Annotated in this window: 1 protein-coding gene; it reads right to left on the bottom strand. The window is 43.1% G+C overall.

All coding sequences use genetic code 11. The annotated features are described in order from the left end of the window. Positions 1 to 493, bottom strand: a 493-nt coding sequence (locus KIV40_RS26950) for a LysR family transcriptional regulator (RefSeq protein ID WP_285352242.1), incomplete at its 3' end; no start/stop codon positions are given. Between the last annotated feature and the right edge of the window lie 148 nt (positions 494 to 641).

Below are 641 nucleotides of genomic sequence, written 5' to 3'. Positions count from 1 at the left end.
CTGAGATCAATGGAGTAAAATCGATAGTGTCTTCATCGAGGCTTGAGCTGTTGCCTAGCGCGACATCAACCTCTCCAGACAATAGTCTTGCTTCTACGCCAGCCGCATTATCATCAATTAAACTCACTTCTACATTTGGGTATTGTTCACAGAAGGCTCCCAGCACACTCGGGATTAATTTTGCGGCTACGGAGGGAACGCTGGCAATCCTTACTCTTCCTTGTTGACCTGCCGCCGCGGCGCGTAAGACATTATCTAGTGCTTTGTAAACATTCAGAAATTGTATGATCTTAGGTAGACATATTTCTCCAAATGGCGTCAGCGTTGACTTGTTGCCTGTTTCAAACAGAGGCTGACCAAGTATCTTTTCTAGCTCTTTGATTGATGTCGATAGAGCGGCTTGAGAACGGTTGGCACGGTTCGCTGCGGCTCGAAATCCCCCTTCCTCTATCACAAAAACGAAATGTTTTAGCTGCTGCAATTTAATACTCATCCGTTTGAATCCTTCTCAATCCCTTGTTTCACCTTACTTTGCGTAAGGTGATAAGTTTTTTTTATCAAATGCACGAAATTTACCGTTAGATTTATCAGGCGTCAAGATGCAGTATTTAACCATCTTGAAACAAAGTTGTTACAAAGTT

The organism is Vibrio sp. D173a, from assembly GCF_030248475.1.
The sequence above is the reverse complement of the archived record's forward strand: the minus strand, read 5'-3'. Positions and strand labels throughout refer to the sequence as shown.